The 24,136-nt window shown below is 69.3% G+C and carries 23 protein-coding genes; 12 read left to right on the top strand and 11 right to left on the bottom strand.

Annotated features, from left to right (window positions below; genetic code table 11):
* Positions 1–56 precede the first annotated feature (56 nt).
* The 3 genes from U5817_RS24205 (at position 57) to sppA (ending at position 3,651) form a co-directional block, all read left to right on the top strand.
* The gene (locus tag U5817_RS24205) at positions 57–842 is read left to right on the top strand and encodes a thiazole synthase (protein WP_407279112.1); all 786 of its coding nucleotides are present in this window, start codon (positions 57–59) and stop codon (positions 840–842) included.
* 105 nt (positions 843–947) lie between these two features.
* Complete coding sequence (gene trmB, locus U5817_RS24200) at positions 948–1,718, top strand: tRNA (guanosine(46)-N7)-methyltransferase TrmB (RefSeq protein WP_407279111.1); 771 nt, start codon at positions 948–950, stop codon at positions 1,716–1,718.
* A 121-nt stretch (positions 1,719–1,839) separates the two neighbouring features.
* Positions 1,840–3,651: a signal peptide peptidase SppA gene (sppA, locus tag U5817_RS24195; protein ID WP_407279110.1), complete on the top strand. Its 1,812-nt coding sequence runs from the start codon at positions 1,840–1,842 to the stop codon at positions 3,649–3,651.
* Positions 3,652–3,953: 302 nt separating this feature from the next.
* On the opposite strand, the gene hemW is transcribed toward sppA, so the two are convergent.
* From hemW to U5817_RS24170, 5 genes are read right to left on the bottom strand one after another with little or no spacing between them, the layout of a single operon-like run.
* Positions 3,954–5,180 (bottom strand): radical SAM family heme chaperone HemW, encoded by a 1,227-nt coding sequence (gene hemW, locus U5817_RS24190; protein WP_407279109.1) that lies wholly within the window; start codon positions 5,178–5,180, stop codon positions 3,954–3,956.
* Positions 5,177–5,773, bottom strand: coding sequence for an RdgB/HAM1 family non-canonical purine NTP pyrophosphatase (gene rdgB, locus U5817_RS24185; protein ID WP_407279108.1), 597 nt, complete (start codon positions 5,771–5,773; stop codon positions 5,177–5,179). The genes hemW and rdgB overlap by 4 nt, the downstream gene beginning before the upstream one ends.
* Positions 5,774–5,777: 4 nt before the next feature.
* Positions 5,778–6,497: a ribonuclease PH gene (gene rph, locus U5817_RS24180; RefSeq protein ID WP_407279107.1), complete on the bottom strand. Its 720-nt coding sequence runs from the start codon at positions 6,495–6,497 to the stop codon at positions 5,778–5,780.
* Positions 6,498–6,506: 9 nt separating this feature from the next.
* Positions 6,507–7,424, bottom strand: coding sequence for a protein phosphatase 2C domain-containing protein (locus U5817_RS24175; RefSeq protein ID WP_169125238.1), 918 nt, complete (start codon positions 7,422–7,424; stop codon positions 6,507–6,509).
* Between the two features lie 18 nt (positions 7,425–7,442).
* A complete protein-coding gene (locus tag U5817_RS24170) occupies positions 7,443–8,393 on the bottom strand; it encodes a serine/threonine protein kinase (RefSeq protein WP_407279106.1) in 951 nt (316 codons plus the stop codon).
* Positions 8,394–8,486: 93 nt separating this feature from the next.
* Here U5817_RS24170 and U5817_RS24165 point away from each other — a divergent pair, with 93 nt between their 5' ends.
* The gene (locus U5817_RS24165) at positions 8,487–9,353 is read left to right on the top strand and encodes a YicC/YloC family endoribonuclease (RefSeq protein ID WP_407279105.1); all 867 of its coding nucleotides are present in this window, start codon (positions 8,487–8,489) and stop codon (positions 9,351–9,353) included.
* 45 nt (positions 9,354–9,398) lie between these two features.
* On the opposite strand, the gene U5817_RS24160 is transcribed toward U5817_RS24165, so the two are convergent.
* Entirely contained in the window at positions 9,399–9,872 is a 474-nt protein-coding gene (locus U5817_RS24160) for a C-GCAxxG-C-C family protein (protein ID WP_407279104.1), read from the bottom strand.
* Positions 9,873–10,080: 208 nt separating this feature from the next.
* Here U5817_RS24160 and U5817_RS24155 point away from each other — a divergent pair, with 208 nt between their 5' ends.
* Positions 10,081–11,220 carry a S8 family serine peptidase gene (locus U5817_RS24155; RefSeq protein ID WP_407279103.1) on the top strand — a complete coding sequence of 380 codons (1,140 nt, stop codon included), beginning with the start codon at positions 10,081–10,083 and terminating at the stop codon, positions 11,218–11,220.
* Positions 11,221–11,271: 51 nt separating this feature from the next.
* On the opposite strand, the gene U5817_RS24150 is transcribed toward U5817_RS24155, so the two are convergent.
* The 3 genes from U5817_RS24150 to U5817_RS24140 all read right to left on the bottom strand — a co-directional run bounded on the left by U5817_RS24150 (position 11,272) and on the right by U5817_RS24140 (position 13,344).
* Complete coding sequence (locus U5817_RS24150) at positions 11,272–11,697, bottom strand: DUF488 domain-containing protein (protein ID WP_407279102.1); 426 nt, start codon at positions 11,695–11,697, stop codon at positions 11,272–11,274.
* Positions 11,698–11,751: 54 nt separating this feature from the next.
* Positions 11,752–12,543 carry an EcsC family protein gene (locus U5817_RS24145; RefSeq protein ID WP_407279101.1) on the bottom strand — a complete coding sequence of 264 codons (792 nt, stop codon included), beginning with the start codon at positions 12,541–12,543 and terminating at the stop codon, positions 11,752–11,754.
* A 144-nt stretch (positions 12,544–12,687) separates the two neighbouring features.
* Positions 12,688–13,344 (bottom strand): PEP-CTERM sorting domain-containing protein, encoded by a 657-nt coding sequence (locus U5817_RS24140; RefSeq protein ID WP_407279100.1) that lies wholly within the window; start codon positions 13,342–13,344, stop codon positions 12,688–12,690.
* 321 nt (positions 13,345–13,665) lie between these two features.
* On the opposite strand from U5817_RS24140, the gene U5817_RS24135 reads away from it, so the two are divergent.
* From U5817_RS24135 to U5817_RS24110, 6 genes are all read left to right on the top strand, one after another.
* Positions 13,666–14,889: an Eco57I restriction-modification methylase domain-containing protein gene (locus tag U5817_RS24135; RefSeq protein ID WP_407279099.1), complete on the top strand. Its 1,224-nt coding sequence runs from the start codon at positions 13,666–13,668 to the stop codon at positions 14,887–14,889.
* An 89-nt stretch (positions 14,890–14,978) separates the two neighbouring features.
* Positions 14,979–16,271, top strand: a complete 1,293-nt coding sequence (gene gshA / locus U5817_RS24130; RefSeq protein ID WP_407279098.1) for a glutamate--cysteine ligase — start codon at positions 14,979–14,981, stop codon at positions 16,269–16,271.
* Between the two features lie 9 nt (positions 16,272–16,280).
* Positions 16,281–17,237 carry a glutathione synthase gene (gene gshB / locus U5817_RS24125; RefSeq protein ID WP_169125228.1) on the top strand — a complete coding sequence of 319 codons (957 nt, stop codon included), beginning with the start codon at positions 16,281–16,283 and terminating at the stop codon, positions 17,235–17,237.
* Entirely contained in the window at positions 17,234–18,289 is a 1,056-nt protein-coding gene (locus U5817_RS24120; protein WP_407279097.1) for an FAD:protein FMN transferase, read from the top strand. The genes gshB and U5817_RS24120 overlap by 4 nt, the downstream gene beginning before the upstream one ends.
* Positions 18,289–19,188, top strand: coding sequence for a DMT family transporter (locus U5817_RS24115; RefSeq protein WP_169125227.1), 900 nt, complete (start codon positions 18,289–18,291; stop codon positions 19,186–19,188). The genes U5817_RS24120 and U5817_RS24115 overlap by 1 nt, the downstream gene beginning before the upstream one ends.
* Before the next feature lie 92 nt (positions 19,189–19,280).
* Entirely contained in the window at positions 19,281–19,883 is a 603-nt protein-coding gene (locus tag U5817_RS24110; protein ID WP_407279096.1) for a 2-hydroxychromene-2-carboxylate isomerase, read from the top strand.
* 86 nt (positions 19,884–19,969) lie between these two features.
* Here U5817_RS24110 and U5817_RS24105 read toward each other — a convergent pair whose 3' ends face one another.
* A complete protein-coding gene (locus tag U5817_RS24105; RefSeq protein ID WP_407279095.1) occupies positions 19,970–20,611 on the bottom strand; it encodes a hypothetical protein in 642 nt (213 codons plus the stop codon).
* Positions 20,612–20,676: 65 nt separating this feature from the next.
* Between U5817_RS24105 and U5817_RS24100 the strand changes: the two genes are divergently transcribed.
* Positions 20,677–22,608: an ATP-binding cassette domain-containing protein gene (locus U5817_RS24100; RefSeq protein WP_407279094.1), complete on the top strand. Its 1,932-nt coding sequence runs from the start codon at positions 20,677–20,679 to the stop codon at positions 22,606–22,608.
* Between the two features lie 145 nt (positions 22,609–22,753).
* Here the strand turns inward: U5817_RS24100 and U5817_RS24095 are convergent, their stop codons facing one another.
* Positions 22,754–23,962: an HD-GYP domain-containing protein gene (locus tag U5817_RS24095; protein WP_169125224.1), complete on the bottom strand. Its 1,209-nt coding sequence runs from the start codon at positions 23,960–23,962 to the stop codon at positions 22,754–22,756.
* Positions 23,963–24,136 lie beyond the last annotated feature (174 nt).

Below are 24,136 nucleotides of genomic sequence, written 5' to 3'. Positions count from 1 at the left end.
GCATCTCCCGGCGTATCCGTCCAAACCTATACAACCCGAATTCCTGCAGGTCGAACATGAACGATTCCCTGGTCATCGCCGGCAAGTCCTATGGCTCCCGCCTCCTCGTCGGCACCGGCAAATACAAGGACTTCGCCGAGACGCGCGCAGCGATCGACGCGAGCGGCGCCGAGATCGTCACCGTCGCGATCCGCCGCACCAACATCGGCCAGAACGCGGGCGAGCCCAACCTGCTCGACGTGCTGCCGCCGGAAAAATTCACGATCCTGCCCAACACCGCCGGCTGCTATACCGCCGATGATGCGGTGCGCACGCTGCGCCTCGCGCGCGAGCTCCTGGACGGCCATCCCCTGTGCAAGCTCGAGGTGCTGGGCGACCCGAAGACGCTGTTCCCGAACATGCCGGAAACGCTCAAGGCCGCCGAGATCCTCGTGAAGGACGGCTTCGACGTGATGGTGTACTGCGCCGACGACCCGATCCAGGCGAAGATGCTGGAGGACATGGGCTGCGCCGCCGTGATGCCGCTCGCCTCGCTGATCGGCTCCGGCATGGGCATCCTGAATCCGTGGAACCTGCGCCTCATCATCGACCAGGCCAGGGTGCCGGTGCTCGTCGATGCCGGCGTCGGCACCGCGTCGGACGCCGCCATCGCGATGGAGCTGGGCTGCGACGGCGTGCTCATGAACACCGCCATCGCGCATGCGAACAAGCCCGTGCTGATGGCCAGCGCGATGAAGAAGGCGGTCGAGGCCGGCCGCGAAGCCTTCCTCGCCGGGCGCATGCCGCGCAAGTTCTACTCCGCCGATCCGAGCTCGCCGACCTCCGGACTCATCGGTTCGTAAGCGGCATCGCAGCGGCGCGAGCCGCTGCCGCCGCCGCATCCCATCCTTTCAGTTCCGCCTGCGGAGCGCGACGGCCTCCGTGCCCGTCGCCTCCCGCCCAATACGATGACCGCAACGATTCCCGACCAGCCGGACTTCGATCCGTCCGCCGCCGCCAACCCGGCCGAACCTCCCCAGGTCGCGTCCGGCGACCCCGAGGCGCGCTTCTCCAGCCGCTCGATCCGCAGCTTCGTGCTGCGTCAGGGGCGCATGTCGGTCGCGCAGCAGCGCCACATGGAAGAGACCTTCCCCAAGGTCTCCATTCCTTACCGCATCACGCCGCTCGACCTCGACGCCGCCTTCGGCCGCGCTGCGCCGAAAATCGTCGAGATCGGCTTCGGCATGGGCGAGACCACCGCGAAGATCGCCGCGGCGCTGCCCGACAAGGACTTCCTCGGCATCGAGGTGCACGGCCCCGGCGTCGGCAGCCTGTGCAAGCTGATCGCCGACAACGGCCTCGCCAACCTGCGCATCATGCAGCACGACGCGGTCGAGGTGCTGCGCGACATGATCCCGGAAGGCGCGCTCGCCGGCGTGCATGTGTTCTTCCCCGATCCCTGGCACAAGAAGCGCCACCACAAGCGGCGCATCATCCAGCCCGACTTCGTCGCGCTGATCGCCTCGCGCCTCGCCCCGGGCGGCTACCTGCACTGCGCGACGGACTGGGAGGAATACGCGCAGTGGATGATGGAGATCCTCTCCGCCGAGCCCGCGCTGGAAAACACCGCCGACGGCTTCGCGCCGCGCCCGGACTACCGGCCGCTGACCAAGTTCGAGAACCGCGGCCTGAAACTCGGCCACGGCGTGTGGGACCTGGTGTTCCGCAAGCGCGGCTGAACGCCCGGAATTCGCTTGAGGACGGAAGTGGGAGCGGCTTCAGCCGCGAATCGGTTAGCATTCCGCATACCGCTCGTTCGCGGCTGAAGCCGCTCCCACCGGATGAACCGAGGTAAGGCACATGTTTGGGTTTCTGGGCAGGATGTTCGCATGGATCTGGCGTGCGCTCGACCTGCTGCGGCGCGTCGTCGTCACGCTCGCGTTCCTGCTGGCGGCTGCCCTGGTCATCGCGTTCGCGCTGCATCCGGGGCCGTCCGTGCCCGACGGCGCGGCGCTGCTGCTGCGGCCCGCGGGAACCCTGGTCGAGCGCGTGCGCGTCGATGATCCGCTGGGCATCATCCGCTCAGGCGGCGCGCCGGTCGCGCAGACCTCGCTGCCCGACCTGCTCGAGGCGGTGCGCGCCGCGCGCGAGGACGATCGGATCAAGGCGCTGGTCATCGAGACCGATCAGCTCGGCCAGGGCGGACTGTCCAAGCTCGCCGAACTGCGCGAGGCAGTGCTCGCCTTCAAGAGCGGCGGCAAGCCGGTCTATGCGCGCGGCGAGCGCTTCACGCAGGGGCAGTACTTCCTCGCCAGCATTGCCGACGAGGTCCATCTCGCGCCCGACGGCTTCCTGCTGCTGCCCGGGCTCGCCCGCAACGTCAGCTATTTCAAGGGCGCGCTCGACGCGCTGGGCGTGAAGGTGCATGTGTTCCGCGTCGGCGAGTACAAGTCCTTCAGCGAACCCTTCACGCGCACCGACATGTCCGACGAGGACCGCCAATCCTCGCGCGAGCTGCTCGACGCGCTGTGGGCGGGCATGCGCGAGCGCGTTGCCGGCAGCCGCAAGCTCTCTCCGGAAGCGCTCGACCGCTACGTCGAGGACTACGCCGGGCTGCTGCAGGCCACCGGCGGCGACGCGGCCCGTGCCGCGCGCGAGGCCGGCCTGGTCGATGCGCTGAGCCAGCGCGACGAATGGCACCAGCTGCTGAAGGCGCGCGTGGGCGAGAGCGCCGACGGCAAGGACTATCGGCGCATCGACGCCGACGACTACCTCGCCGCGGTGCGCGCCGCCCGCTCGCACGAGGACGCCCGCGTTGCGGTGCTGGTCGCCCAGGGATCCATCGTCGACGGTGCCGCGGACGAGGATTCCGTCGGCGGAGACAGCCTGGCGGCACAGATCCGCGCGGCACGCGAGGACGAGCGCGTGAAGGCGGTGGTGCTGCGCATCGACAGTCCCGGCGGCAGCGCCTGGGCGTCGGAGGTGATCCGCCGCGAGCTGGAGCTCACGCGCCGTGAGGGCAAGCCGGTCGTCGCGTCGATGAGCTCGGTCGCCGCCTCGGGCGGCTACTGGGTCGCCGCCGGCGCCGACGAGATCTGGGCGCGGCGGGAGACGCTTACCGGTTCGATCGGCGTGTTCGCGATGTTCCCCGAATTCACCGAACCGCTGGCCCGGCTGGGCGTCACCACCGATCGTGTTGCCACGGGGCCGCTGGCCGGTACGCTCGACCCGCGCCGCCCGCTGGAGCCTGCGCTGGCGCAGGCGATGCAGCTGGGCGTCGAGCACAGCTACCGGCGCTTCCTCGAGATCGTCGCCACGGCACGCCGGAAGGACATCGCCGAGATCGATGCCGTGGCCCGCGGCCGCGTATGGACCGGCGAGGCCGCCTTGCGCCTGGGGCTCGTCGACAAGCTCGGCGGCATCGAGGATGCGGTCGCGGCCGCGGCGAAGCGCGCGCAGCTCGAACGTTACGAGACGGTATGGCCGACCGGCGAGATCAACATCCGCAACCTGCTGCTGCGCCGCCTGATGTCGGTGGTCGGCCCCGTGGGGATCACCACCGAATCGCCGCTCGCGCGCCTCCTCGGCAGCCTGCAGGCCCAGGCCGCCGACCTGCTGCGCTGGAACGACCCGCAGCACCTGTACGGCCACTGCCTGTGCGACGCGCCCTGACGCGGGTGCGCGCGCGTCGCGGGCCTCGGCACGTGGGAGCGGCTTCAGCCGCGAATGGGCGCCGATTCGCGGCTGAAGCCGCTCCCACCGCGAAGTCGGGCATCGCGGGCTTGATCTCGGTGGGCACAGGATGATCAGCTGCAGGCGTCATCCGCCGGATGTCGGTTTCCGTAGGGCGGGAGGAGCGCAGCGCATCCCGCCGCGCAGCGTTGAAGCAGGCGACGCGGGGCGCCCCCCGGCAAGGACGGCGCGATTCCACCCCGCCCCACTCCCCTTCGGCAGACGTCCTCCGTCGCCGGAGGTCAGTCGCGCAGGAACAGCGTCAGCAGATCGTTGAGGAAGCGCCGCCCCTGTTCGGTGGGGCGGATCTCCTCGCCGTCGGTTTCCACCAGTCCGCGCCGCCGCGCCTCGATCAGCTCCGCCTCGATCGCCGCGAAGGGCAGGCCCGTGCGCTCGGCGAACAGCCGGCGCGGGAAGCCGCCGGTGAGCCGCAGCGCGTTCATCATGAACTCGAAGGGCAGCTCCGCGACGCCGACCTCGCGGCGCTCCTGCACGAACTCGCGCCGCTGCGCCCCGTCGAGGTAGCGCGTGGGGTGCTTGTGGCGCATCTCGCGCACGATGCCCTCGTGGCTCGAGAGCTTGCCGTGCGCGCCGGCGCCGATGCCGAGGTAGTCGCCGAAGGTCCAGTAGTTGAGATTGTGCCGGCACTCCTGGCCGGGCTTCGCGAAGGCGGAGGTCTCATAGTGGCGGAAACCCGCGCCGGCGAGCCGCGCCTCGATCGCCTCCTGCATGTCCGCCGAGAGATCGTCGTCGGGCAGCGGCGGCGGGTTGTGCGCGAAGGGCGTGTTGGGCTCCAGCGTCAGGTGGTAGCACGACAGATGCGTGACGCCGAAGCCGAGCGCGGTGTCGAGGTCGGCGAGCGCCTCGGCGAGCGTCTGCCGGGGCAGCGCGTACATCAGGTCGAGATTCACGCGCTCGAAGTGCGCGAGCGCCGTGTCGATCGCGCGGCGTGCCTCGTCGCCGCCGTGGATGCGACCCAGCTGCGCGAGCTGGCGGTCGTCGAAGCTCTGGATGCCCAGCGACAGGCGGTTCACGCCCGCCGCGCGATAGTCGCGGAAGCGGCCTGCCTCGACGGTGCCGGGGTTGGCCTCCAGCGTGACCTCGGCCAGCGGGTCGAGCGGCAGCAGCGTGCGGATGCCGGTCAGCAGCCGGTCCAGCCCCTGCGCGGACATCAGGCTCGGGGTGCCGCCGCCGAAGAAGATCGAATGCACGCGCCGCCCCCACACCTGGGGCAGGGCGGATTCCAGGTCGGCGAGCAGGGCGTCGATGTAGGCCGCCTCGGGAATCTCGCCGCCGCGCTGGGCGTGCGAGTTGAAGTCGCAGTACGGGCACTTCTTCACGCACCACGGGTAATGCACGTACAGCGCGAGTGGTGGCGGGGAGGTCAGTTGCGCGCGCTCCGGCAGTTCGCCGGGCGCCTGGCCCGCGGCCGGCGCGACCGCGAGCGGGATGATGCGGCGTTCGGTCACAGCGGGTCGGTTTCCAGCCTCGACAGCAGGTGGCGCATCGCCGCACCGCGGTGGCTCAGCGTGTTCTTCAGCTTCGCGTCGAGTTCGGCGGCGGTCTGGCCCAGTTGCGGCACGTAGAACAGCGGATCGTAGCCGAAGCCGGCCTCGCCGCGCGGCGCGTCGAGGATCGCGCCGTGCCACTCGCCGTCGGCGATCTGCGGGCGCGGGTCGTCGGCGTGGCGCACCAGCACGACCACCGAGTAGAAGAAGGCGCGCCGGTCGGTGACGCCAGCGAGGCGCTCGATCAGCAGCGCGTTGTTGCGCGCGTCGGACTTGGGTTCGCCGGCATAGCGTGCGGACTGCACGCCCGGGGCGCCATTCAGCGCCATCACGCACAGGCCGGAGTCGTCGGCGATGGCCGGGAGCCCGCTCAGCTTCGCCGCATGGCGCGCCTTCGCGAGCGCGTTTTCGACGAAGGTGTTGTGCGGCTCATCCGCTTCGGGGATGTCGAAGGCCGACTGCGGCACCACCTCGATGCCGAGGGGGGCGAGGAGGGTCGCCATCTCGGCGGCCTTCTTGGCGTTGTTGCTGGCGAGTACGAGTCGTTTGCTCATCGTGTCACTGCTCCGCAATGGCCGCGCGCTGTGCGGCGAACAGCTGGCGAATGCCTCCTTCTGCGAGTGCCAGCAGCGCGTCGAGTTCCTCGCGCGTGAAGGGCGTGCCCTCGGCCGTGCCCTGCACCTCGACGAAGCCGCCGGCGCCGGTCATCACGACGTTCATGTCGGTGTCGCAGTCCGAATCCTCCGCGTAGTCGAGGTCCAGCACCGGCACGCCCTGGTGGATGCCCACCGACACCGCGGCGACGAAGTCGCGCAGCGGGCTCGCCTTGAGCCTGCCGGTCGCGACCAGCTTCGCGATCGCGTCATGCACGGCGACGCAGGCGCCGGTGATCGCCGCGGTGCGCGTGCCGCCGTCGGCCTGCAGCACGTCGCAGTCGACGATGATCTGGCGCTCGCCCAGCGCGGCGAGATCGGTCACCGCGCGCAGGCTGCGCCCGATCAGGCGCTGGATCTCCTGCGTGCGTCCGCTCTGCTTGCCCTTGGCGGCTTCGCGCGCGCTGCGCGTGTGGGTCGAGCGCGGCAGCATGCCGTACTCGGCGGTCACCCAGCCCTGGCCCTTGCCGCGCAGGAAGGGCGGTACGTTCTCCTCGACGCTCGCCGTGCACAGCACGCGCGTCGCGCCGAACTCGACCAGCACCGATCCCTCGGCGTGGCAGGTGAAGTTGCGGGTGATGCGGACGATACGCAGTTCGTCGGGGTGGCGGTGGCTCGGGCGCATGTGCGGTTCCTATTTGCTGAATTTCTGGATGGCGGCGTTGATTTCGGCAATCGCCTTTTCGATGTCGTCGTCGCTGATGTCGAAGCGCGAGGCGGGTGCGCGCGAGGTGTCGAAGCTTTCGAGCTGCGTCGTGAAATTGTCCAGCGCCATGGTCTGCGTCGATACCGCGTCGCCGTGCGGCTCGGTGGTGTCGTCGTGCCAGCGCATCGCGATCATCGACAGGTTGTCGCAGCTCGGCCCCGCGAGCTCCTCGGCGCGGTTCATCAGCGCAGGCACCGCCTGCATGATGTCGGGTGCCGACAGTCCGGCGGTCAGTGCGGTGTCGCCGAGCGGCCCCCACACGCCGTCGGTGCATAGTGCCAGGACGTCGCCGTCGCGCAGCGGCAGGCGCTTGGAGAATTCGACCTGCGGCGCGTGGTTGCCGCCGAGGCAGCTGTACACGCGGTTGCGCCCCGGATGGTGGGCGGCCTCCTCGGCGTTGAGCAGGCCCTGGTCCATCATCAGTTGCACGCGCGAATGGTCGCGCGTGTGCATCGCGATCCTGCCCTGGCGCAGCACGTACAGGCGCGAATCGCCCGCGTGCGCCCAGTAGGCGAAGCCGTCCTGGACGATGCACGCGACCACGGTCGTGCGCGGCGCCTCCTCGAGGTTCTTGTCGAAAGCGTAGTCGAGGATCGCGTTGTGCGCATTGGTCAGTGCGCGCGACAGGAACATGGAGGGGTCGCGCAGCACCGGGCGCGCGTCGCGCTGGAAAGCCTCGGTGATGAACTGCACGCAGATGTGCGAGGCGACCTCGCCGTGCAGGTGCCCGCCCATGCCGTCGGCCACCACCATCAGCAGCGCATCGCGCGAATAGCTGTAGGCGAGCCGGTCCTGGTTGTTCTTGCGCCGGCCGATGCGGCTTTCCTGGTAGATCGTGAACTTCACGCTCGCTTCCTTGTGTCTTTAGGTTCGTCCGATGAACGACTTCAGTCGTGCACCGAGGTCACCGAACAGGCTCGCATGCACGGCGTCGCCGTCCTCGTCGCGCCGGATCAGCGCCTTCTGCAGCGAATACACGCTTTGCGGGCGCGCCAGCGGGTCGAGCTTCAGGCACCAGTCGACGGTGTCGAGCAGGTGCACGGAATACCGCGCGCCGTACGTCTTGCGCAGCGGCACGAGCGTGTCGTCCTTGAGGCGCTCGTCCGATCGCTGCGGGGGATTGCCGGTGACGCACGCGTACAGGCTCGCCCCTACGCTGTAGATGTCGCTCCACGGCCCCAGCGCGTCGCGGTGCTCGAATTGTTCGGGCGACGCGAAGCCGGGCGTGTACATCGGCTTCAGTATGGGCTGGTCGCTCAGCAGCGTCTGCCGCGCCGCGCCGAAGTCCAGCAGCACCGGCGTGCCGTCGTTGCGCAGGTAGATGTTCGACGGCTTGATGTCCAGGTGCAGCAGCTTGTGCGCATGCACCTCGCGCAGGCCGTTGAGCATGCGCGTGAACACCACGCGGATGAAGCGCTCGCTCACCTCGCCGCGGTGTTTCTGGATATAGTCGTGCAAGGTGCGTCCGCGCTCGAACTTCATCACCATGTAAACTGTGCCGTTGGCGCGAAAGAAATTCAGCACCTGCACGACGTTGGGGTGCATCAGCTTCGCGAGCGAGCGGCCCTCTTCGAAGAAGCATTTCATCCCGTAGCGGAATGCGGGCATGTGCTCCTCGGAGACCTGCGGCTCGAATTCGCCGTCCTTGCGCAGGGCGAGCGAGTTGGGCAGGTACTCCTTGATCGCGACCGGTGTGCCTTCGGCGTCGTTGGCGAGATAGACGATGGAGAAGCCGCCCAGCGAAAGCTGCCGCTCGATCCGGTACTGGTCCAGCTGGAAGCCGGCGGGAAGTGGGCAGTTCGTTTGCGCAGGCATTTGGAGGAAGGCTGGGACCCGGCTTTCCGCGGCATATTCTTGTTTGGAACCCGCAGTGTACAGGATCGCGGCGGGTTCCCGGAGACACTACCGATGATCCACAGCATGACCGGCTTCGCCGTGCAGACCCGCGACCTGGGTCGCGTCAGCATCCACCTCGAGCTGCGCAGCGTGAATTCGCGCTACCTCGACCTGTTTTTCCGCATCGGTGACGAGCTGCGCCAGGCCGAACCGGCCATCCGCGAGCTGATCTCCGCGCGCCTGACCCGCGGCAAGGTCGAATGCCGGCTCAACCTGCAGACCAACGGCGCCGCGCCGCGCAGCCTCGCCCTCAACGCCGCGCTGCTCGAGCAGCTGGGCGACGCCGAAGCGCGCGTGCGCGACCGCCTGCCGTCTGCCGCCCACCTGTCGGTGGCCGAGGTCCTGCGCTGGCCCGGCATGCTCGCCGACGACAGCGTCGGGTTCGACGAAGTGCAGCCGGCCGTGCTCGAACTCGCGAAGGCCGCGCTCGACGAACTCGTCGCGACGCGCCGCCGTGAAGGCGACAAGCTCGCGGCGATGATCCGCGAGCGCCTCGACCGCATGCGCGAGCTCGTCGCCCAGGCCCAGCCGCGCGTGCCCGCGCTGGTCGCGGAGTACCAGGAGAAGCTCACGACGCGCCTGCGCGAGGCGGTCGCCTCGCTCGACGAGGACCGCATCCGCCAGGAAGTCGCCCTCTTCGCCCAGCGCATCGATGTCGCCGAGGAGCTGTCGCGCCTGACCGCCCACATCGACGAGGTGCAGCGCATCCTCAAGGCCGGCGGCGCCGCCGGCAAGCGCCTCGACTTCCTGATGCAGGAACTCAACCGCGAGGCCAACACGCTCGCGTCGAAGTCCGCCGCGACCGAAGTCACCGGCATCGCGATGGAGATGAAGGTGCTGATCGAGCAGATGCGCGAACAAGTCCAGAACATCGAGTGAACGTACTGCGGCCCGCGTAGCGGGCCGTCCGCCGCCTGGCCGCCGTCAGCGTCCGGACGCTTCCGCTGGCTGCAGGTGGCGGGCGATCGCGGCGCTCGCCAGCTCGGCTGCGCGCGCGGTGAATTCGCGGCAGCGCCGGTGCAGCTGCCGCTCGCGGAACATCGCCTGACCCTCGGCGCTCCCCAGGTTGCAGCCGAGCAGCCGGTCGCAGTCGCGCGCGCCGAAGATGCGCTCGAATTCCTCGACCAGGTCCTGCACTGCGCCGTAGGCGGCGGCGACCGGGCGGTCGGCGTGTGCGCGTCCCAGCACGTGGCCGATGCCGATGATGCCGCCGCTCAGTGCGCCGCAGGGCCCGCAGGTGCGCGCCACGCCGCTGCAGAATCCGGTGGCGGCGCGCGTCAACAGGTCCGCCTCCTCGGCCGTGCCGACGAGGGCCCGCACCACGCTTTCGGCACAATACAGCCCGCCGTCGAAAGCCGCTTCCGCCTTGCTCTGTGCCGAGTCGATAGGTCGCTCCATATATGCTCCCGTGAGCGCGGTCGGGATGCCGCGTCATGCATACAAATTATGACATTAAAATGTTTGCGCGACCGTGCCGAACGCCGCATGATTTCCGGCGTTTTGCTCGCGCAAGGGGGTGTTTGCGAGCATGATTGAAACACTATGGACGTCTGCGGACGTGCCTTGCGGAGCGGCGGCCCCGCCCAGCTTTCGAACGGAGCAGAAAATGAGGAACGGAATACTTGCAGCGACCATGGTCTGCAGCCTCGCCGGCTTGCCTGCCGGCGTCGCGGCGCAGATGCAGCCGGAGAATCTCGGCGTGTCGGTGGAGGTGCGCGAGGAGGTGCGCAACAGCTTCATCTTCGTGCTGCGCGACGACATCCCCGCGAACGAGGTGGCGCGCCACGCCAATGCGCTCGCAGCCGGGGCCGGTGGGCGGGTCACCCACACCTACACGACGGCGCTCAAGGGTTTCGCGGCGAAGCTGCCCGACGAGGCGGCGGCGCGCGTGCTCGCGGCCAACCCGCTGATCGCGTCCTACGAGCCCGATGCCATCGCCTACGCCTTCGCCAAGCCGGGCACGGCTGTGACGTATCCGTGCACGGACCCGCAGACGCCGTGGGGCGTCACGCGCGTCGGCGGAGCCGGTGACGGCACGGGCCGCACCGCGTGGGTGATCGATACCGGCATCGATTTCGAGCACCCCGACCTGAACGTCGATATCGCACGCAGCAAGAGCTTCCTCGTGCGCGGCAAGACGACGGCCGACGACGGCAACGGCCACGGCACGCACGTCGCCGGGACGATCGCGGCGAAGAACGACACCTGCGACGTCGTCGGCGTCGCAGCCGGGGCGACCGTCGTCGCCGTGCGCGTGCTCGACAACAGCGGCTCCGGCAGCTACTCCGGCGTGATCAAGGGGGTCGACTATGTCGCGCAAGTCGCGAAGGCGGGCGATGTCGCCAACATGAGCCTGGGCGGCGGATACAGCGCGTCGCTCAATGCGGCGGTCGAAAACGCAGCGGGCAAGGGCATCTTCTTCTCCCTCGCGGCCGGCAACGAGAGTGACGACGCCGCCCGGTACTCGCCGGCCAGCGCCAGCGGCGCGAACATCTACACGGTGTCGGCGATCGATGGAGCCGACAACTTCGCGTCATTCTCCAACTACGGCAATCCGCCGGTCGACTGCGCCGCGCCGGGCGTAAACGTCGTGTCGACAAAGAACGGCGGCGGCGTCACGAGCTATTCCGGCACCTCGATGGCCGCGCCCCACGTCGCCGGCATCCTGCTGCTGGGCACGCCGACCACCAGCGGCACCGTCAAAGGCGATCGCGACAGCAATCCGGACCCGATCTGCCACCGCTGATTGCGGCCTGAGCCCCGCCGCAGCGTGCGCGGCGGGGCATTGTCACGTCGTTCAGGGCGCGTCGCACCTTTCAGCTGCGGCCGGTGCGATCTCCGCGCCGCGTTCCGCGAGCAGCGCGCGCAGCACCGAACGGTGGCAGTGCGCCTCGTCGGCGCAGTAGCAGCCCACCGAGAAGTTCGTCTGGTGCGACAGCGCGGCCAGCACGTCGAGCGAGCGGCTGTTGTCGGGTGAGTTCATCTCGGCGCGGTAGCGCTTCACGAAGGCCTGCCACTCGCCCGGGTCCTGCCGCTGCTGCGCCTGTTGCGCGAGCTTCATCGTCTCGACGCTCGGGGCGAGGTTGGGATACCACACGTCGTACCAGTCCTGCGTGGCGAACTCGGTCTTCGGCACACCGCGTGGCGGACGGCGTACCGTGCCGATGCGCAGGCCTTCGTCGGCCGCTCGCGGCGTGCCCAGGCGGACGATGCGCAGGACCATGACCATCCCTCCTTTCTTCATTCCCCGCAGGGGGTGTCGCCGCCCGCGCGGACCTTAGCGGTGGCCGGGAATCTCCTTATACACCCGCCATACCTCTTCCGCACCATGGCGCCGTTCCAGCCGGCGCACGATGAAGTGCCCGCGCGCCATGTCCTGGAAGTGGCCGATGAAGACGGTGTTGATCACCGCGCCGCCGACGGCGCCCAGCACCGGCACCGCCTGTGCGGCGACCTTCTGCGACACGTTGATCGAGAAGCGCGAGGCGAGCTGCGCGATGAGCCGGACGACGACGGGGGCGCCGTGCTGGACTGCGCCCTGCTGTGCGAGGAAGCGCGCGGCCTCCGACACGGCCTTTGCCATTGCGGCGCGGGCGGCGAAGTAGGCGGTTTCGGCCGCATCGTCGCCTGCGGCGCGGCCGCCCAGCGCGAGCACCTGCAGGCATTGCAGGCGCGCGTCGAGGCTGCGCAGGTCCTCGCCTTCGCTGCGCGCGATGTCGGCGATCGAGCGCAGCATGATCGTCGTCGACACGGGCAACTCGATCGCCAGCGCCGCCAGCCCGAAGGCGCCGCCGGCCGCCCCGGTGGTGCCCACCGCGAGCTTGTGCCAGCGGTTCGCGGGCGTCTCTGCGCGCTCGTGGTCCAGCGTGCGCAGCGCGACGTCGAGCGCGGTTTCGATCGCCTTGCGCGTCGCCCCCATCACGGCGGCGTTCCAGCGCTTCGGCAGCATTTCGAAGCCGCGCTCGATCGGCGAGCCGAGAGCCTCGCTGATGCGTGCGGCGAGGCCGGGGTTCTCAAGGAGGGCGCGCGCCTGCTGGAGTTCTGCGACCTCGGCGGGGGAAAGAGGCATCGTGGCGATCCGGACGAAGGGGCGTTGGGGCTGCGAGCGTTGTGGCCCCATGATCCGCCATTCGACGCCTTGCCGCACGGGAAGGTTCGTTCGGCAGCGGTACGTGCCGGAACACTTGCCGGCGATCCGGCAGTGCAGGTGCGGTCAGCGGCGGCGCAGGCTGATCCCGATGCCGAGCAGGCCGATGCCGACGAGGGCGAGTACGCCCGGCTCCGGTACCGCGGCGGCGACAGCGTCCGCGCTGCCCGGGAGATCCGCGGCCAGGAGGCCGGTCGGGACTTCGAACAGCATCAGGCGGTAATGGGCGGCGAAGATCCCCTGGGTTGCGCTACCCGTCCACGCGGAGCGTTCGCTGTCTGCGTCGATCAGCGCGAGGAGTTCATCGAACTCGCCGGTCGCGGGGCCGTCGAGATCGAGTTCGTCCAGATCGAACGCGGCGGTGGGCTGCGACAGGTCGAACACATATCGGCCCAGGCTGGTCGGTGCGCTGCCGGGCAGTACCGCGCCCAGATCGACCGCATAGAGCGGCAGACCGCCCAGTTCGGCGAGCGAATATCCGAGGTTTCCGCTGCCCGGAAGCCAGGCAATCGAAAAGCTCGTCGTGCCGCTGATGCCGGCGACCGTTCCCGATCCGGTCGAGGGCGCGGTGGGCCCGGCGCGCGTGATCGTGACCGTCGCGATGCCGCCATAGCTCGCGAGACTCTGCGCATCGATGCCGAGCGCTGTCCACGCCGGGGACGACACTGTCGTGCCAAGCACAGCAGCAAGTGCGCAGCGCGTGATCAAGGTGCGCGACGGCATGTCGGCATGACCTCCTTCCGCGTCGACAATGGAGTTGCACCAATATGGTGCAAGAACTGCGCCAAACTTCGCAAGTTACGGAATTTAATCAGGTATTTTATGCAATGACGTAGGCATTACGACCGCAGTGTAAAATGTGCCGACAGTGGCCGACATTTTGCGGGCGAGGGATCGCGTCGGGATTGCCGATTTGCGCGCCGGGCGTCCCCGGTTTATCTTCCGCAGGCCGCTCCTCAATCGATTCCGCTCCTCCATGACGACTCGCTTTAACCTCGCCGGCTCCAGGTTCGCCCGTCCGCTCCGTTTCGCGTGGCGACTGGCATGAATGCGCCGGTGCGCGCCCGCGACGTCGCCGTGCTCGGCCAGGTGTTCACGCCGGAGGCGGTCGTGCGCGCGATGCTTGCCCTGCGCCGCAATCGCGGCCGCGTGCTGGAGCCGTCTTGCGGCGACGGCGCTTTCCTGCGCCATCTGCCGGGCGCGGTCGGGATCGAGTACGACGCCGTGCACTGCCCGCCCGGCGCGACGCGGATGGACTTCTTCGCCTACCCGGAAAGCGAGCGCTTCGACACCATCATCGGCAATCCGCCCTACGTGCGCTTCCAGGACATCCCGGCCGCGACGCGGGAACTGCTGCACGACGAGCACTTCGACGGGCGCTCCAACCTGTATCTCTTCTTCATCGAGAAGTGCCTGCGCCACCTCGCGCCGGGCGGCGAGCTGATCTTCATCACGCCGCGCGACTTCCTCAAGGTGACCTCGGCGGTGAAGCTCAACCGCCTCATGATGGCGGGTGGCACGATCACCGACGCGATCGAGCTCGGGGATGCGCGCGTGTTCGACGACGCGGTGCCCAACTGCCTGATCTGGCGCTTCGAGAAGGACAACTTCGAGCGCAGCGTGCGCTACGCCGAAATCGGTGCCGCCGATCGCCTCGCGGATGCGCTCGCAGCGCCGGCGTGGCAGACGCGCCACCTCGTCGAGTGCGCCGGCCACCTGATGTTCGCGCGCGGCGACTACCCATTGCGGTTGTCCGACGTCGCCTTCGTCAAGGTCGGAGCGGTGTCCGGCGCCGACGACATCTATGCGGACGCGACCGCGGGAAACCGCGACTTTGTGTGCTCGGCGACGGTGAAAAGCGGCGCCACGCGGCGCATGCTGTGGGTGGATCCCGAAGATTCGCCGCCCGCGGCGCTGCTGCCGCACAAGGCGCGCCTGATCGCGCGCCGCGTGAACAATTTTGACGAGCGCAACTGGTGGCATTGGGGGCGCGGGTATTTCCAGTCGGCGCGCCCGCGCGTGTATGTGAATGGACGCACGCGCCGGCCGCAGCCCTTCTTCCTGCACGACTGCCCGCACTACGACGGCGCGGTGCTGGCGGTGTTTCCGCGGCGCGAGGACGTCGAGCTCGCGGCCTTCCGTGACGCCTTGAATGCCGTCGATTGGGGCGATCTCGGCTTCGTCTGCGACGGGCGTTACATCTTCACCCAGCGCAGCCTCGAGAACGCGCCGCTGCCCGAGCACTTTCGCGTCTTCGCCGCGGTCTGAATCCCTGCAGGGCTGGGTGTTGTAGTATTCGTGCAAAACCATCGCCGCCGGCGCACCTCGCCGGCGGCATCCATTACGGGAAAAATTCCATGGTTCCTCACCTTACGACGGCCCTCACCGGCCCGCTGCTGGAGCTGGAGAAGCACTTCCTCGGCCATGCCACGGAGATCGAGCGCTGGATGCGCGTGCAGTGGCAGGACCATATGCCGCCCTTCTACGCCTCGACCGACCTGCGCAATTCGGGCTTCAAGCTCGCGCCGGTCGACCTCAACCTGTTCCCCGGCGGCTGGAACAACATCAACGACGTGTTCATGCCGCTGTGCGTGCAGGCCGCGCAGGACGCGATCGAGCGCATCTGCCCGGACGCGCGCCAACTGCTGCTGATCCCCGAGAACCACACGCGCAACCAGTTCTACCTGCAGAACGTCGCCAAGCTCGTGTCGGTGCTGCAGCTCACCGGCCTCGAGGTGCGTGTGGGCTCGCTGCTGCCCGAGATCACCGCGCCGACGACGTTGGACCTCGCCAACGGCGGCACGCTGACGCTGGAGCCGCTGCTGCGCACCGGCAACCGCGTCGGGCTCGCCGGCTTCAACCCCTGCGCGATCCTGCTCAACAACGACCTGTCGGGCGGCGTGCCGGCGATCCTCAAGGGGCTCGACGAGCAGTGGCTGATCCCGCCGCTGCACGCGGGCTGGCACGCGCGGCGCAAGTCGGTCCATGCCGCCGCCTACGATCGCGTCGCACGCGAGTTCGCCGAGGTGATCGGCATCGACCCGTGGCGCATCAACCCCGAGTTCGGCGTGTGCGGCCAGATCAACTTCCAGGAGCGCACCGGCGAGGAATGCCTCGCCGCCGAGGTCGACAGCCTGCTCACGCGCATCCGCGGCAAGTACAAGGAATACGGCGTCGACGAGACGCCCTTCGTCGTCGTCAAGGCCGACGCCGGCACCTACGGCATGGGCGTGATGACGGTGCGCGACGCCTCCGAGGTCGTCGGCCTCAACCGGCGCCAGCGCAACAAGATGAGCGTCGTGAAGGAAGGCCTGCAGGTGCAGGAGGTCATCATTCAGGAAGGCGTGCATACCTTCGAGACGGTCGATGACGCGGTCGCCGAGCCGGTCGTGTACATGATGGACCGCTTCGTCGTCGGCGGCTTCTACCGCGTGCATACCGAGCGCGGCCGCGACGAGAACCTCAACGCGCCGGGCATGCACTTCAAACCGCTGGCCTTCCAGACCTGCTGCTCGCTGCCCGACTGCCGCCAGGCGCCGGACGCCGCGCCGAACCGCTTCTACGCCTACGGCGTGGTCGCGCGCCTCGCGCTGCTCGCAGCCTCGGTCGAGATCGAAGAGACCGAGCCGGCCGAAGCGGACGTGGCGTAAAGGGCGGTCATGGGAAAGAGCCTGAAGATCGCCTTCATCGTCGATCCCCTCGACAAGCTGAAGGCCTACAAGGATTCCAGCATCGCGATGATGCGCGCGGCACATGCGCGCGGGCATGAGGTGTTCGCGATCCAGCGCCCGGCGCTGAGCTGGTGCGAGGGCGTGGTGTCGGCGCGCGCGCTGGCGCTCGAGCCCCTGGCGGACGACCACGACTGGTACCGGCCGGGCACCGAAGCCCTGCTGCCGCTGACCGCCTTCGACGCCGTGCTGATGCGCCAGGACCCGCCCTTCGACTTCGAGTACGTGACCGCGACCTGGATGCTCGAACGCGCGGTCGCCGCCGGTGCGCGCATCTTCAACGACCCGCGCGCGATCCGCGATCATTCCGAGAAGCTCGCGATCTGCGAGTTTCCGGACCTGATCCCGACGACGCTGGTCGCGCGCGACGCGGTCGACGTCAACGCCTTCATCGATCAGTTCGGCGACGTGATCCTGAAGCCGCTCGACGGCATGGGCGGTACGCAGATCTTCCGCGTGCGCGCGGACGACCCGAACCGCAACGTGATCATCGAGACGCTCACGCACGAAGGCACGCGCACGATGATGGCGCAGCGCTTCCTGCCCGAGATCGCCGAGGGCGACAAGCGCGTGCTGATCATCGGCGGCGAGGTCGTGCCGTATTCGCTCGCGCGCATCCCCAAGGCGGGCGAGACGCGTGGCAACCTCGCGGTCGGCGGGCGCGGCGTCGCGATGCCGCTGACCGAGCGCGAGCACGAGATCGCCGCCTTCCTCGCGCCCATCCTCCATGCGCGCGGCCTGCTGATCGTGGGTCTGGACGTGATCGGCGGGCGGCTGACCGAGATCAACGTCACGAGCCCCACCTGCTTCGTCGAGATCGCGGAGCAGACCGGCTACGATGTGGCCGCGCTGTTCGTCGACCAGCTCGAGAAGGCCTGCACGCGATGAACCTGCGCGAGGCGCTGCGGCGGGCTGCCGCGCTCCTGCTACCCCTGCTGTGTGCGGCGTTGCTCGCGGCGTGCTCCAACTCCGAGCTGCACAAGCAGGAGGCCTACGTGTTCGGCACGCGCGTCGATGTCACCGTGTATGGCGAGACGCGCGAGACGGCCGAGGCGGCGATGGCGGAGGTATTGCGCGAGTTCGACCGCCTGCATCGTGCCTACCACGCGTGGCAGCCGTCCGAGCTGACCGCGCTGAATGACGCGATCGCGCGCGGCGAGGTCGCGACCGTGTCCACCGAGCTCGCGACCATGCTCACGGACGCGGCCCGGCTGGCGGACCTCGGCGACAACCTGTTCAACCCGGCAATGGGTGCGCTGATCGAGATGTGGGGTTTCCAGGCCGACGAATTCGTGCCGCGCCGCCCAGACGCTGCTGCGCTGCAGGCGGTGCTGGAAGCCGCTCCGCGCATGTCCGACCTCGTCATCAGCGGCAACAAGGTCGAAAGCCGCAATCCGGCCGTGAAGCTCGACCTCGGCGGCTACGCCAAGGGCTACGCGCTCGACCGCGCGGCGGCGATCCTGCGCGCGAAGGGCATCGAGAACGCATTGATCAACATCGGCGGCAACATCCTGGCGCTGGGCAAGAAGGGCGACAGCCCGTGGCGCATCGGCCTGCAGCACCCGCGCGAACCGCAGCCGCTCGCGACCCTGCCGCTCTACGACGGCGAGGCGATCGGCACCTCGGGTGATTACCAGCGCTACTTCGAGCTCGACGGCAAGCGCTACTCGCATCTGCTCGACCCGCGCAGCGGCGGGCCGGCGGAGGCCACGCAGTCCCTGACCGTGCTCGTGACCCCGCGCGAGGCGGCGGGTACGCTCTCGGACGCCGCGAGCAAGCCGCCCTTCATCGCCGGCGACAACTGGCGTCCATATACGCGCCGCTACGGCATCGACCATGCGCTGCGCGTGGCGGCCAACGGGCACATCGAGGTCACGCGCGAGCTGCGCGCGCGCCTGCAGTTCCCGTCCGGCAGCGCGCCTGTCACCGTCGTCGACTGATGCCGCCGCTGCGCGCGCACCTCGATCGCCTGGCGATCTCCATGATGATGCTCTTGTGCACCATCTGGGGAATGCAGCAGGCGGCGATCAAGATCACCAACGCCGGCATCTCGCCGCTGTGGCAGGCGGGCTGGCGCTCGGTCGGCGCGACGCTGCTGATCCTGCTGTGGGCGCGCCTGCGCGGGGTGAAGCTCGGCGAGCCGGACGGCACGCTGGCGCCGGGCGTGATCGCCGGCCTGCTGTTCGCCGCCGAGTTCGCGCTGATCTTCGCCGCGCTGCAGTACACCACCGCCTCGCGCGGCGTGATCTTCCTGTACACCGCCCCCTTCATGGTCGCCCTCGGGGCGGTGTGGCTGCTGCCGCACGAGCACATGCGTCGCGCGCAGTGGGGCGGCATGGGGCTGGCCTTCGCCGGGGTGCTGGTGCTGTTCGGTGAGGGCCTGCTGGAGCCTTCGGGGAAGGCGTGGATCGGCGACCTGATGATGCTCGGCGCGGCCGTGGCTTGGGCGGCGACGACGCTCACCATCAAGCTGAGTCCGCTCGCGCGCGCCTCGGCGGAAAAGACGCTGCTGTACCAGCTCGGCGTGTCGGCCCTGTCGCTGACATTGCTCTCGCTCGCCTTCGGCGAGCCCGGCGTGTTCGCGGCCGATGCGCGCGTGTGGACGGCCTTCGCCTTCCAGACCGTGATCGTCGCCGCGGCGAGCTACCTCGCATGGTTCTGGCTGATCTCGCAGTACCCGGCGACGCGCCTGTCCTCGTTCTCCTTCCTCACCCCGGTGATGGGCGTGCTCGCGGGCGTGGTGGTGCTCGGCGAGCCGATGACGCCGGCGATCTGGCTCGCGCTGGCGCTCGTCGGGGTCGGCATCTGGATCGCCAACCGTCCGCCGCGGGACGCCTGAGCGCACTCGTGCACGGATGCGCCGGCGCGCGCATCGTGCCGCCGGATCGGCTACAGTGATCGTTCATCCGCCTTTCCACGGGAGGCCGCCGCATGTCGGAGCCGAAGATCGAGTTCTGGTACGAGTTCGCGAGCTCGTATTCCTACCTGTCGGTGATGCGCATCGAGGCCCTGGCGCGCGACGCCGGCGTCGCCCTGGAGTGGAAACCCTTCCTGCTCGGCCCGGTGTTCCTCGCGATGGGCTGGAACGATTCGCCGTTCAACATCTACCCGCCCAAGGGGCGCTACATGTGGCGCGACCTCGCACGGCTCGCGGACAAGTACGGACTGCCTTTCCGCATGCCCAGCCGCTTTCCGCGCAGCGGCCTGCTCGCGGCACGGCTCGCGCTGCTGGGCGTGGAGCAGGGCTGGGTCGCGGAGTTCTCGCGCAAGGTCATGCTCGCGAACTTCGCCGAGGACCGCGAGATCGGCGAGCCGGAGGTGATCGGGGCGATCCTTGCGGAGCTCGGTCTGCCGGTCGACGAACTGCTCGCCGCCGCGGTCACGGAGGACAACAAGCGCGCGCTGCGCCGCCAGACCGAGCGTGCGGCCGAACTGGGGATGTTCGGCGCGCCGAGCTTCCGCGTCGGCGAGGAGCTGTTCTGGGGCAACGACCGGCTGGAAGACGCACTCGCGTGGGCGCGGCGCCCGTCGTAGGGCGGGAGCAGCGCAGCGAATCCCGCCGCGCCGGCGCCGCAGGGTTCGTTTTTCCGCCCTGAGGCCTGCGTGGGCCCTCCGGTGCCTCAATTGGCCGGCTTGGCCGCGTCCTTCGCCTTTTCCGCCTCGCGCTGGCGGATGCGTTCCTCGTAGCGTGCGCGGTCGCGCGCCGCCGCTTCGGCACGGCCGGCCGCTTCGGCTTCGGCCTGCGCGCGCGCCTTGGCCTTTTCCGCGTCCTTCTGCTTGCGTTCGGCCTGCTGCGCTTCCTTCGCGCGGACCGCATCGGCCTCGCGCTGGCGGCGCGTGCTGTCCGCCATCGGGTCGGGCTGGATCTCGAACACGCCTTCCGCGGCGGGCGCGGCCGGTTCTGTCGGCGCGTCGGTCTGCGTGCGCCCGCTTTCCGCGGCGGCGCGCCGCTTTAGCGCGAGTTCGGTGCGGCTCGCCTCAGCCTCCAGCGCGCGCGCCTTGCCGACGGTCTCCAGGTGCGCGTCCTTCGCGTTGGCGATGCAGCGATTGACGAGGAAACGCTCGTAGCACTGCGGCAGTTCCGCGGCGAGCGCGTCGTCGGCCTGCCGGCGCAGCGCCTTGGCCTCGTCGCGCAGCTTGGCGGCGCGCTCCAGCTCGGGGTTGGCCTCAGGGGCGGCGTCGGCGGCAAGGGCGCCGCCGCAGGCGAGGGCGAGCAGCAGGGGCAGGAACGCTGGCAGGTGAGGTGTTAGGCGAGGGGGCACGATGTCCGGCGTCGGTCGGGTTCGGGGATGCGTAGAATAACGCCTTTGCCCGAAGATGCGCTGACGTGATCCAGTTTCGCAACCTCCGCCTCGCCCGGGGCGCCAAAGTCCTCGTCGAATCCGCCTCCCTGCAGATCCACCCCGGCTGGCGGGTCGGCCTCACCGGCGCCAACGGTACCGGCAAGTCCAGCCTGTTCGCGCTGCTGCGCGGGCTGCTGCACCAGGACCAGGGCGACCTCGACATCCCCGCGGGCTGGCAGATCGCGCACGTCGCGCAGGAAACGCCGGCGCTGGCGAAGCCTGCGATCGAATACGTGCTCGACGGCGACGCCGAGCTGCGCGCGGTCGAGGCGAAGCTCGCCGCGGCCGAAGCGGCGCACGATGGCGCGCATATCGGAGAACTGCACGCGCGCCTGCACGAGATCGGCGGCTATGCATCGCGCGCCCGCGCGGCGGCGCTGCTCGACGGCCTGGGTTTCGTCGGCAACGACCCCGAGCGCCCCGTGTCGGACTTCTCCGGCGGCTGGCGCATGCGCCTGAACCTCGCGCAGGCGCTGATGTGCCGCTCCGACCTGCTGCTGCTCGACGAGCCGACCAACCACCTCGACCTCGACGCCGTGATCTGGCTGGAGCAGTGGCTGCGCGACTACCGCGGCACGCTGCTGCTGATCTCGCACGACCGCGAGTTCCTCGACGCCTGCATCACTCACATCGCCCACATCGAGCAGCAGCGCCTGACCCTCTACTCCGGCGGCTACTCGGACTTCGAGCGCCAGCGCGCCGAGCGCCTGGCGCAGCAGCAGGCGCTGTTCGAGAAGCAGCAGCGCGAGGTCGCGCACATCGAGAACTACATCCGCCGCTTCCGCGCCCAGGCCACCAAGGCCCGCCAGGCGCAGAGCCGCATCAAGGCGCTCGAGCGCATGGAGCGCATCGCCGCGGCGCACATCGACACCCCGTTCTCGTTCAGCTTCCGCGAAGGCCCGGCTGCGCCCGACCCGCTACTGCAGATCGAGGATGGCGCGGTGGCCTATGGCGAGCGCACCGTGCTCGACCGCATCCGTCTGACGCTTCGGCCGGGCGAGCGCGTGGGCCTGCTCGGGCGCAACGGCGCCGGCAAGTCCACGCTGATCAAGCTGCTGTCCGGTGAACTCCAACTCGCCGCGGGCAGCCGCAGCGAAGGCAAGGGCCTGGCGATCGGCTACTTCGCCCAGCACCAGCTCGAAACCCTGCGCCCGGAGGAATCCCCGCTGCAACACATGGTCCGCCTCGATCCGCGCGCCCGCGAGCAGGAGCTGCGCGACTACCTCGGAGGCTTCGACTTCCGCGGCGACGGCGTCGGCGGCACCTCGACGCCGGCGACCACGCCCTGCGGCCCGTTCTCTGGCGGCGAGAAGTCGCGCCTCGCGCTCGCGCTGATGATCTGGCAGCGCCCCAACCTGATGCTGCTCGACGAGCCGACCAACCACCTCGACCTCGAGATGCGCCACGCGCTCACGCTCGCGCTGCAGGACTACGAGGGCGGCATGGTGCTGGTGTCGCACGACCGGGCGCTCTTGCGTGCGACCTGCGACCGCTTCCTGCTCGTCGACGACGGCCGCATCCAGCCCTTCGACGGCGACCTCGACGACTACCGCGACTGGCTCGCGACGCGCCGCGCGCAGGCCGCCGAGGCCGCGAAGTGCCCCGACCGCGAGGCCGACAAGGCCGCACGCAAGGCCGACCGCGCGCAGTCCGCCGCGGAGCGCCAGGCACGGCTCGCGGCGCGCCGCCCGCTGGTGAAGGAGATCGACCAGATCGAGAAGAAGCTCGCCGGCTGGCAGGGCGAGAAGAAACTGCTCGACGCGCGCCTGTCGGACCCGACCCTGTATGCCGGCGGCGATTCCGCCCAGCTGCAGACCCTCCTCAAGCGCCAGGCGGAACTCGCCGGCTGGATCGACGAGGCGGAAATGCGCTGGCTGGAGATCTCGGAGGCGCTGGAGGCGCTGCCGGCGGATTGAACTGCCGCGTATCCGGCGTAGGGCGGGAGGAGCGCAGCGCATCCCGCCGGTCCGGGCGTCGGGGCATGATCGAGCGCCGCGTGGCGGGATACGCCTTCGGCTCCTCCCGCCCTACGGTTCGTTGCCGACAGGATTTGATCGCGTCCTACGCCACCGCGACCCAGCGCGCCGGGTCGATCTGCCACTGCGCGAAATCCTCGTGCTCGACCACCGCATCGCACGAGTCCGCGAGGTTCAGCTCGCGCGGCGTCGTGTAGCAGCGCTGCTTGAGGTCGAAGATCACCAGCACCCGCGGCTTGAGCAGATTGTCCGGGTTCTGCTCCTGCACCACGGCGAGCGCCCCGCTCTGCAGGCTCACGAGCGAGCCGGTCGGGTAGATGCCGATCGAGCGGATGAAGGCATGCACGAGCTTCGGTGCGAAGTGGAACTTGCTCCATTCGAGGAGCTTCCGCAACGCCAGCGTCGGCGGCATGCCCTTGTGGTACACGCGGTTCGAGGTGATCGCGTCATAGACGTCGACGATCGCGGCCATCTGCCCGTACAGGCTGATGCCGTCGCCCGCGAGGCGGTTGGGGTAGCCGCTGCCGTCGAAGCGTTCGTGGTGCTGCGCGGCGACCTCCAGCGCGATCTCGCTGATGCCGGGCGTGTCCTGCAAAATGATCTTGCTCTGCACGACGTGCGACTTCATCGCGTCAAACTCGGCGTCGGTGAGCTTGCCCGGCTTGTTGAGAATGTTTTCGGGCACCTTGGCCTTGCCGACGTCGTGCAGCAGTGCGCCGATCGAGATCTCGCGGATCACCTCGCGCGGCAGCTCCAGCGTGCGCGCGAAGCACGTCATCAGCGCGCATACCGACACCGAATGCATGAAGGTGTAGTCGTCGTGGTCCTTCAGGTGCAGCAGCGGCAGCAGCGCGTCCGACTTGCGGAACACCGACGCGACGATGTTCTCGACCAGCGGTTCGATCTGCTCCACCTCGATCTGCTTGCCCAGCCGGATGTCGCCCATCATGTCGCGCACGATGCGCCGCGCTTCCCCATGCAGCCGCCGCGCGCGGTAACGCTCGGCCTCGGGCGAGATCGCCAGCTCCTCCGCCGGCCGCGTCGTCGCGATGCGGTCCAGCGTCGCGTCGACTTCGCGCGCGGCTTCCTCCGCACTCGGCGCATCGGCCACGTCGCCGCCGCGCGCCGTGTCGATGTAGATCTCGCGCACGCCGGTCGCACGCACGCGCGCCAGCGTCGCCGCGTCCTTGACGAGGAAGCGGCTGAGCACGAAGTCGTGGTCGATCCAGTCGCAGTTCAGGTCGTGGATGAACATGCCCCGCGCGAGCTGGTCGATGCGAATGAGTTTGATCATTGGCGGGATGCGCGGCGCGACTGCGCGTGGTTGGTCGGGCAGATGCCATTTATACCGCATATCGGCGGCGCCGCGCGACCGCGGCTGTGCGACGCTTCGTCCGCAGCCGGGGCCCGAATGCGGGCTTTTTGCGGCTAAAGTGGCGCATGGGAGCCCGTCGTGCCCCCGCGCAAC

The organism is Aromatoleum evansii, assembly GCF_045689615.1.
Lineage (GTDB): Bacteria > Pseudomonadota > Gammaproteobacteria > Burkholderiales > Rhodocyclaceae > Aromatoleum > Aromatoleum evansii.
The sequence above is the reverse complement of the archived record's forward strand: the minus strand, read 5'-3'. Positions and strand labels throughout refer to the sequence as shown.